Source organism: Photobacterium pectinilyticum (assembly GCF_024357955.1).
In the GTDB taxonomy this organism is placed as follows: domain Bacteria; phylum Pseudomonadota; class Gammaproteobacteria; order Enterobacterales; family Vibrionaceae; genus Photobacterium; species Photobacterium pectinilyticum.
Window position 1 is genome coordinate 128,498 of sequence record NZ_JANEYT010000005.1, and the last position, 8,456, is coordinate 136,953.

An 8,456-nucleotide genomic window follows, 5' to 3' on the forward strand; every position below is an offset into this window, starting at 1 on the left:
GTAGTGTACTAGCCGGCCATCTGCTTCTCTTTGATTTCAGCTAGCGTCTTACAGTCGATGCATAGATCAGCTGTTGGACGGGCTTCCAGACGGCGGATGCCAATTTCAATACCACAAGATTCACAGAAACCAAAATCATCATCTTCAATGCGTTGAAGTGTCTTTTCGATTTTCTTGATTAGCTTGCGTTCGCGATCTCGGTTGCGTAGTTCCAGACTGAACTCTTCTTCCTGAGCTGCTCGGTCAACAGGATCTGGGAAGTTAGCCGCTTCATCCTGCATGTGGTTTACAGTACGATCAACTTCTTCGCGTAGCTGGTTGCGCCAGGCATCAAGAATCTTACGGAAGTGCTCTAGCTGAGCTTCACCCATGTATTCTTCGCCAGCTTTTTCCTGGTAAGGTTCAACCCCAGCAATAGCCAGGATGCCTAGCGATTTTTTAACGTTGCTCTCTGGCATATAGCATCTCCTAATATACCTAATAACCGTCACTGGTTAAATTTGGGCGGTATCTATAGCAGAAAGGACGAGGTGTGGCAATTGCTGCATATATTCAATTTTATACCAATGTGAAGAAAGCATCACTTTGAGGTAGTTAGTGGTTGAATTTTATGCAATGGTCAAGATAGAGTTCCGTTGGTTTCAATACCGCCTTGTAACACAAGATCTCTACGCCAGCCCGTTCTGCTTGCTTAATTAATGAAAAGTAATCCGGGTCTATATGGTGTGCCACGGATACTTTTTCAATCCCCGAATGTAAAATGGCGAAAAAAAGTATGGCACGCTCACCATTTTGTGCCACTTCTATTAGTTCCCTAAGGTGTTTTTGACCTCGGGTGGTGACGGCATCCGGAAAGTACCCTTGCCCTTCCTTTCCTTGTTCCAGCAGGGTGACACTTTTCACCTCGATGTAACAATTCGGCTTTTCCCCGTCTTGTAATAAAATATCTATCCTGCTGTTTTCACTACCATACTTAACTTCGGTGCGGAGTGATGCATAGCCTTCCAATTCTGTGATGGCATTCTTGTTAATTGCCTCTACCACTAACCGATTGGCCTGTGCTGTGTTGACGCAAATACTGTGCCCTTCTGGTGTTTGTGATAATTCCCAGCTATGTGGATATTTTCGCTTCGGGTTATCGGACGTCGAGTACCATACGGTGTTGCCCGGTTCGGCACACCCGGTCATGGCTCCGGTATTGGCACAATGGATGGTCGTCGTAGAGCCGTCAGGCAGAGTAATATCGGCGAGAAACCGTTTATAGCGTTTGATAAGGGTCGCTGATTGCAATGGCGGGGTGAACTTCATGCCTTGTCCTTTGGTTATTATTGATAACGGCTGGCGAGGGGCCACTGTCCGAGGCGTAGGTACTGGACGCTTTGGTGGCCGTTATGGCTGACTGGTTTGGAAATATACAGGCCAAAGTGATTGAAGTGAAAATCTATTTTGTCGAATGCTGGTAGTGATTCTGGGCGCCGAGCGACGGACTTGGCAAGGGTGACATGGGGCCTGTAGGGACGTGACTCTTGTTCGAGGCCGCAGTCTAGGGCTAAGGCTTTAAGTTGCAGTGCCAAGCTCAGCAGGGCCCTCGGAGGTTGTTCTGGGGCTATCCAGATGACTTTGCTGCGCTTCCAGTACCCTAATGTGTTCAGTTGCAAAGAAAAGGCCTGTGGGGGCCTGAGTTGCTCGGTGGCGGCCACAACGGCATCGGCCTGTTCGGCGGTGACCATACCAAGAAAGGCCAGGGTGATATGGAGGTTATCCTCACTGACCGGGCGGCCGAACTGGCCACAATCGCTCGACAGGTGGGCAAGGCGACGAAAAGCCTCGCCGTTGCGATCGGGGGCTAACGCAAAGAACAGGCGCTGTTTTTTCTCTTTCATAGGGTTAAGGTACAATGGCCAAGCCTAAATTGAATATGACACAAGGTGTTCCCATTGTCACAACTGCCTATTGATGACGTGCTTCCTGCACTGCTGACCCAACTCGATGCCTGCGCGCAACTGATCCTCAAAGCCCCGCCCGGTGCAGGTAAGTCGACTCGCTTGCCTCTGGTGCTGCTGCAGCAGGAGGCTGTTGCAGGCAAGATAGTGATGTTGGAGCCGCGTCGGTTGGCCGCGAGGAACATTGCCCGTTACCTCGCCTCCCAGCTTGGTGAGCAGGTCGGGGAAACGATTGGCCTGCGGGTCAGGGGCGAAACCCGGGTCAGTAGCAAGACTCGGCTGGAGATTGTTACCGAAGGGGTGATGACCCGGATGCTGCAGCAAGATCCTGAGTTGACGGGGATTGAACTGCTGATTTTCGATGAGTTCCATGAACGCAGTATCCATGCCGATACGTCTTTGGCGCTGGCGCTAGAAGTACAAGAAGCACTGCGCGACGATCTTAAATTGTTGGTGATGTCAGCGACGCTGGATGCTGATGCCCTGACCGACCTATTACCACAGGCGGGCTATATCGAATCTGAGGGGCGCAGTTTCCCCGTCGAGCTGCGCTACAAGAAACTCGCTGAACAGACCCGGCTCATAGAGGCTACAGCCCGTGAAATTTCTGCCCTGCTGTCTGCCGAGTCAGGCTCGATGCTGGTATTTTTACCGGGGGCTGGGGAGATCCGCCGCTTGGCTGAGCAGCTTGAAGGCCATCTCGGTGACGATGTTCTGGTGTGCCCTCTATACGGCCAGCTAACCGGTAGTCAGCAACAACAAGCTATTACCCCGGCCCCGAAAGGTCAGCGTAAGGTGGTGCTGGCAACCAATATTGCCGAAACCAGTTTGACCATCGAAGGGATCAGAATGGTAGTGGATTGTGGGCTGGAACGTATCGCCCTGTGGGATCCGAAAACTGGGATCAGCCGGCTTGAGTCGGTCCGTATAGCCCGATCTTCTGCCGAGCAACGGGCCGGTCGTGCTGGCCGTTTGGAGCCGGGGATTTGTTTACGGCTCTACAGCGAGGAGATGCTGTTACGTCAGCCAGCCACCCCGCAACCGGAGATCTTACGGGCTGATCTCACTTCGCTGGCGATGGAGCTGGCACAATGGGGATGTCAGTCAGCCGCTGAGCTGCATTGGCTGGATTTGCCGCCAGCCCCTGCTCTGAAACAAGCCCATACACTATTGGTGAGCTTGGGGGCTTTGGATGACGCAGGTCGTATGACAGAGATGGGCACGGCGATACAGACGTTGGGTGTCGATCCCCGCCATGCGGCGATGTTACTGATGGCGCAACAGCATGGAGAGCAGGCGATGGCAACCGCCGCTCTGATCGTAGCCCTGCTTGAAGAGCCGCCTAGGGGCAACAATAACCCGGATTTGCACTTTCAGCTCAACCTTGTTGAGAGCGGTAAGCAACCGCGCAGCAAGGCTTATCTGCAGCGGGCTTCCCAGCATTTAGCAAAGCTGGGCGCCAAGCAAGCGAGGCTCAACGTTGCCAGCGAGTGGATCGCTCCTTTGTTGGCTGCCGGCTTCCCGGACAGGATCGCCTTGTCCCGTGGCAAAAACAGCCGCTATCAGCTGGCCAACGGGCAAGGGGCAATGATGATGCCGGATGAGCCGCTGGCTGACGAAGAGCTGCTGGTGGTTGCCGACATCGTCAAAACCCGGCAGGGTGATAGCCGGATTTTTTCTGCGGTACCGGCCCATTTGGCCGATCTGCAGCAAAGGTTGCCGCATTTGTTTACGCGGCGAGAGTGGCTAGATTGGGATGACAAAAAAGGGCGGCTGACTGCCGAGAAACATCTGTGCTGTGGCAAACTGGTACTTGAGCGCCAACCGATGGGGGAGCCGGATCCAGCCAAGGCCAGCGAAGCGCTGCTCAATGCTGTGCTTCGCAAGGGGCTAGGGGTCTTACCTTGGAACAAAGCATCGGAAGCGTTGCTGACCCGTGCCCGTTGCGCCGCTGAGTGGTTGCCTGAACTGGGTTTGCCTGCGCTGGACGATGATGCCCTGTTGGCAGAAGCTTCAGAATGGCTATTGCCGTATATGAATGGGATGAAAACCCTCAAGTCCCTGGAGCGACTTGATGTGATGGCTGCATTGGAAGCACGGCTAGGCTGGGACAAGAAACAAAAGCTTGATGCTGCATTGCCTACCCACTACACCGTACCGACCGGATCTCGCTATGCAATCCGCTACCAGCAGGGGCTGTCCCCGGTACTGGCGGTCAAGTTGCAGGAAATGTTTGGCGAAAAAAACTCGCCGCTGATAGCCAATGGTAAAGTTGCCGTGGTGTTGGAACTGCTATCACCGGCCCAAAGACCATTGCAGATCACCCGTGACTTGGCTGCATTTTGGCAGGGGGCGTATCGCGAGGTGCAAAAAGAGATGAAAGGGCGTTACCCTAAACACCCTTGGCCGGATGATCCAGCAAACCATGAACCGACCAAAAAAACAAAAAAATACATGTAGAAAAAGAAGATCATGATGACAGATCAAGCAAGGCGTTCTGTGGCACCGGCCCCTAAAAAGCCGGCCGCGGGAAAGGACGGTACCAAGAAGCCAGTGCGTAAGCGCAACCCCGCGGCTACGAGCCAAACCAAGACAACGGCCAAGAAGCGTCCGGCCAAGACGACTCGCAGTCGCAAGAAGAGCCCAAAAGGGAAGCGTCAGGGTATACCGGGATGGTTAAAATGGCTGGTTGGCTTTGGCCTGAAGGTCTCCATTGCCGTACTTGCAGTGCTGCTGGTGGTCGGGATCTATCTCGACAACATTGTCCGTGATCGTTTTGATGGTCAGCTGTGGAACCTACCTGCTGTTGTCTACGGCCGGGTACTGGATTTGCAGCCGGGACAGGCGATTACGCTCAATGAAGTCCGACGCGAGCTGGATATACTGCAATATCACAAGGTGCGTACCCCGCAGCGCAATGGTGAGTATTCGTCATCATCGACCCGTATTGAGCTGATCCGCCGCCCCTTTGAGTTTGCCGATGGTCCTGAGGGCGCACGGCATATTATGCTGACCTTTGATGGTAGCGAGCTGAAAAGTATTCAGGAAGCGGGAACCAAGCGTCAACTTGGTTACGTACGGATCGAACCCAAGATGCTGGGTATGCTGGAAACCGGAGAAAGTGAACAGCGGTTGTTCTTGCCGCGTGAGCAGTTCCCCGAAGTGTTGGTTGATGCCTTACTGGTGACCGAAGATCGTGACTTCTACCATCATGATGGCGTATCGCCTCTGGCCATTGCCCGTGCCATGGTGGTCAACCTTAAGGCGGGCAGAACCGTGCAGGGGGGAAGTACCCTGACTCAACAGCTTGCCAAGAACATGTTCCTGTCCCGTGAGCGTTCGTTATGGCGCAAGATCCGGGAGGCCTATATCGCCATTATTCTTGATTATCGTTATAGCAAAGATCAGATCCTCGAAGCCTACCTCAATGAAATTTACTTGGGACAAAATGGCGGCAAGGAGGTTCATGGCTTTGGTTTAGGGGCTAGGCTGTATTTCGGGCGTCCGCTACAGGAACTCAGGATCGATCAGCAGGCTCTGTTAGTGGCAATGGCAAAAGGGCCGTCCTACTACAACCCATGGCGTAACCCTGAGCGTGCCAAGCAACGTCGGGACTTGGTGTTGAGATTGATGATGGACAGCGGGATCTTATCCGGTGCGGATTATGAACTGGCGGCATCAAGGCCGCTGGATGTGCAATCCCGACCGATGATCGCCCGTCGCCAGCCAGCCTATTTCCAGCAACTGCGGCGTGAGCTTAAGTTGCGGATCGGCAATAACTACACCCCGGGCGTTGGTCTGCGGATCTTCAGTACCCTGGATCCTTTGTCGCAGAAGGAGGCAGAGGATGCGGTGGTCAGCATGGTACCTAAGCTCAAGCAGAAGGCGGGCGTTGGGCTTGAAACGGCACTGGTGGCCGCTGATCGGCGAACCGGTGAGATCCGGGCAATGATCGGCGGCAGTAACCCGGGTTATGCCGGTTTCAACCGGGCACTGGATGCCAGCCGCCAAATAGGTTCGCTGGTTAAGCCTGCTGTCTACCTTGCCGCCTTGCGTCATCCCGAGCAGTTTTCCCTCGCGACAACGGTTGAAGACAAGCCGATTATGCTCAGTGGCAGCAAAGGGAAAAGCTGGCAGCCGCGTAACTATGACCGTAAATTTCGCGGTGAAGTGCCGCTCTACTATGCGTTGGCAAAATCGCTCAACGTCCCTACAGTCAACCTTGGCATGCAGGTTGGGCTGAATGAAGTGATTGATACCATGGTGGATTTGGGCGTAGATCGCGGTGAAGTGCCGAAGCTGCCATCTATCCTGCTGGGGGCTTTTACCTTGACCCCGTTTGAAGTGACCCAGATGTACCAGTCGGTTGCCAGCGGTGGACTAAAAGCCGAACTCACAGCTCTTCGGGCAGTCGTTGATCAGCAGGGTAACCAGCTTTACCAATGGATGCCAAGGGCAAGCCAGGCAGTGCCAGAACAGGCGGCTTGGTTGACCACCTACGGATTGAAAAACGTCGTCTCGCAAGGTACAGCACGCTTTCTTCAGCCCCAGTTTGGTTGGGCGGCCTTGGCCGGAAAAACTGGCACAACGGATAAAAATCGCGATAGCTGGTATGTCGGTGCCGATGGGCGCGAAGTGGTGACGGTGTGGGTTGGTCGCGATGATAACAAACCCGTTAACTTGACCGGCTCTGCCGGTGCACTGCGATTGTATAGTGATTACCTCAATCGGCGTCAGCCCGAACGTTTGGCGTTGCCTTGGCCGCAGAAGCTGACCACTGCCAAGTTCAGCCAAATGCCTAATGGCACCTTGGTCAGGGACTGTGCCGGACAGCATTCATTGCCGATGTGGGATCAGGATGGTGCGGTCAAAGGTTACTGTGACGGTAACAAACCGGCAGGTTGGATCAAAGAAATGTTCAGCTGGTGATCCCCATCGAGATAATGTTTTGAACCGTTTTGTTCGTAACAAAAACGCCCCTTTTGGGGCGTTTTTCATCGGTGGGCATCGGCCATGAAATGCTGAGCAGGACTAATCATCAGGATCAAAGTAAAAGGAAATTCGGCTCCGAGGATTTAGGTAACTATGGACCTTCTCCGGCAGTTTGCTTGGATGGATAACTTGCTCGATACGCAGGGGGCTGTCTTCCAAATCAATGATCGGTGCCTCGTTGGAGGGAACGGTTGGATCATAGAGTAAGATATTAGGCGTCAGCAGACTCTCTGAGTTGACCGAGATCACCAATCCCAATTGCTGGTTTGACAGCTGGACCACGCTGCCTGGTGGATAAACTCCGAGCAAGCGGATAAGCAAGGCCAGATAGTCATTGTTGTACTGCTCTTTTTTATGCTTGAACAAGTAGGAGAGGGCACTGTAGGGGATCTTTGCCTTGGCTGGGTCCTGCGGGTGGCACAGGTTGTCATAGGCATTGACCACAGCAACCAGCTGGGCTTTGGTGTCGATTTGCTCAGCCATAAGCTGTTTGGGGTAGCCGCTACCATCGAGTAATTCGTGGTGCTGGGTAAGGATGGGCTTGGCCTGCTGTGGAAAGCTATCAGATAAGTTGGCCAAGTCGGCACTGTATTTGGGGTGGAGCTTTAGGTAGTTCTCCTCCGGCTCGGTTAACGGTGTCGTCTTACGGGTAATGGCAGTTGGCACCTTTATTTTGCCCATATCATGAAACAGTGCGCCGATGGCTATCGTCTTGATATCCGGCCCTTCCATACCGCTGGAGCGGGCCAGCATCATCGACATGATAGCGACGTTGAGCGAGTGGCTGTAGATATCTTCATTGTCGCAACCCTCATTCATGAGATGAAGGGCGACATTGTCGGCCTCAAGCAGGGCATCAACCATCTCTTCTACTAACAGCTCGGCTTCCTTGACGGCGGTCATCGGGCGGCTTTTAATTTTACCGACAATCGCTCGCAGCTGTGCCATCGAACGGGAAAAGTTCTTTTCACAGCGCTGTAGTTTTAGCTTGTAGTTCTTCAGCTGCTCTATGCGGCCTTGCTTTTCTTGCCATAGCTTTTCAGCTTGTTGTTCGAGAAAGTGGCTCTCGTGCTCGCTGATGGCCTCTAGGGTGTTGTTCGGGTCAAGAGGTTGGCTATCACTTTTTTCAGGGATCAGCAGTACATGCTTTATGCCCAGGTTTTTGATCAGCCGGATTTGCTGACTGTCTTTGATTTTGAAATGGTTCAATAGAAACGGATGATCGGTCCATTGCAAAGGTAGCTTGATATACAGCCCTTCGGTTAAGCGCTCTACTGATAGTTTGATACTGGCCATGATGTCCGGCGCAACCTGTTGATACTCAGATTTAATTCTACCTAACCACGTTAATTTTCCCAATATGCAGCTCAGCGCTTATTGGTTTGAAGAGGGGTAGGGATATTTCAAGCAAAAAAAAACCTCATCAAAGATGAGGTTTCAAAAATGGTGCCGACTACCGGAGTCGAACTGGTGACCTACTGATTACAAGTCAGTTGCTCTACCTACTGAGCTAAGTCGGCA

Annotated in this window: 6 protein-coding genes and 1 tRNA gene; 2 read left to right on the forward strand and 5 right to left on the reverse strand. The window is 53.0% G+C overall.

What is annotated here, in order from left to right:
* Nucleotides 1–8: 8 nt before the first annotated feature.
* The 3 genes from dksA to thpR form a co-directional block, all read right to left on the reverse strand.
* Nucleotides 9–458, reverse strand: a complete 450-nt coding sequence (gene dksA / locus NHN17_RS04000; protein WP_107349982.1) for an RNA polymerase-binding protein DksA — start codon at nucleotides 456–458, stop codon at nucleotides 9–11.
* A 136-nt stretch (nucleotides 459–594) separates the two neighbouring features.
* Entirely contained in the window at nucleotides 595–1,308 is a 714-nt protein-coding gene (sfsA, locus tag NHN17_RS04005) for a DNA/RNA nuclease SfsA (RefSeq protein WP_255040844.1), read from the reverse strand.
* Between the two features lie 17 nt (nucleotides 1,309–1,325).
* A complete protein-coding gene (gene thpR / locus NHN17_RS04010; RefSeq protein WP_255040845.1) occupies nucleotides 1,326–1,898 on the reverse strand; it encodes an RNA 2',3'-cyclic phosphodiesterase in 573 nt (190 codons plus the stop codon).
* Nucleotides 1,899–1,937: 39 nt separating this feature from the next.
* On the opposite strand from thpR, the gene hrpB reads away from it, so the two are divergent.
* Both hrpB and mrcB read left to right on the forward strand, forming a co-directional pair.
* The gene (gene hrpB / locus NHN17_RS04015; protein ID WP_255040846.1) at nucleotides 1,938–4,403 is read left to right on the forward strand and encodes an ATP-dependent helicase HrpB; all 2,466 of its coding nucleotides are present in this window, start codon (nucleotides 1,938–1,940) and stop codon (nucleotides 4,401–4,403) included.
* A gap of 12 nt (nucleotides 4,404–4,415) precedes the next feature.
* Entirely contained in the window at nucleotides 4,416–6,872 is a 2,457-nt protein-coding gene (mrcB, locus tag NHN17_RS04020) for a penicillin-binding protein 1B (RefSeq protein WP_373689537.1), read from the forward strand.
* 102 nt (nucleotides 6,873–6,974) lie between these two features.
* On the opposite strand, the gene NHN17_RS04025 is transcribed toward mrcB, so the two are convergent.
* Together NHN17_RS04025 and NHN17_RS04030 are read right to left on the reverse strand one after the other, a co-directional pair.
* Nucleotides 6,975–8,231, reverse strand: a complete 1,257-nt coding sequence (locus NHN17_RS04025; RefSeq protein WP_255040851.1) for a cyclic di-GMP phosphodiesterase — start codon at nucleotides 8,229–8,231, stop codon at nucleotides 6,975–6,977.
* Nucleotides 8,232–8,379: 148 nt separating this feature from the next.
* Nucleotides 8,380–8,455: transfer RNA gene (locus NHN17_RS04030), tRNA-Thr, on the reverse strand.
* Between the last annotated feature and the right edge of the window lies 1 nt (nucleotide 8,456).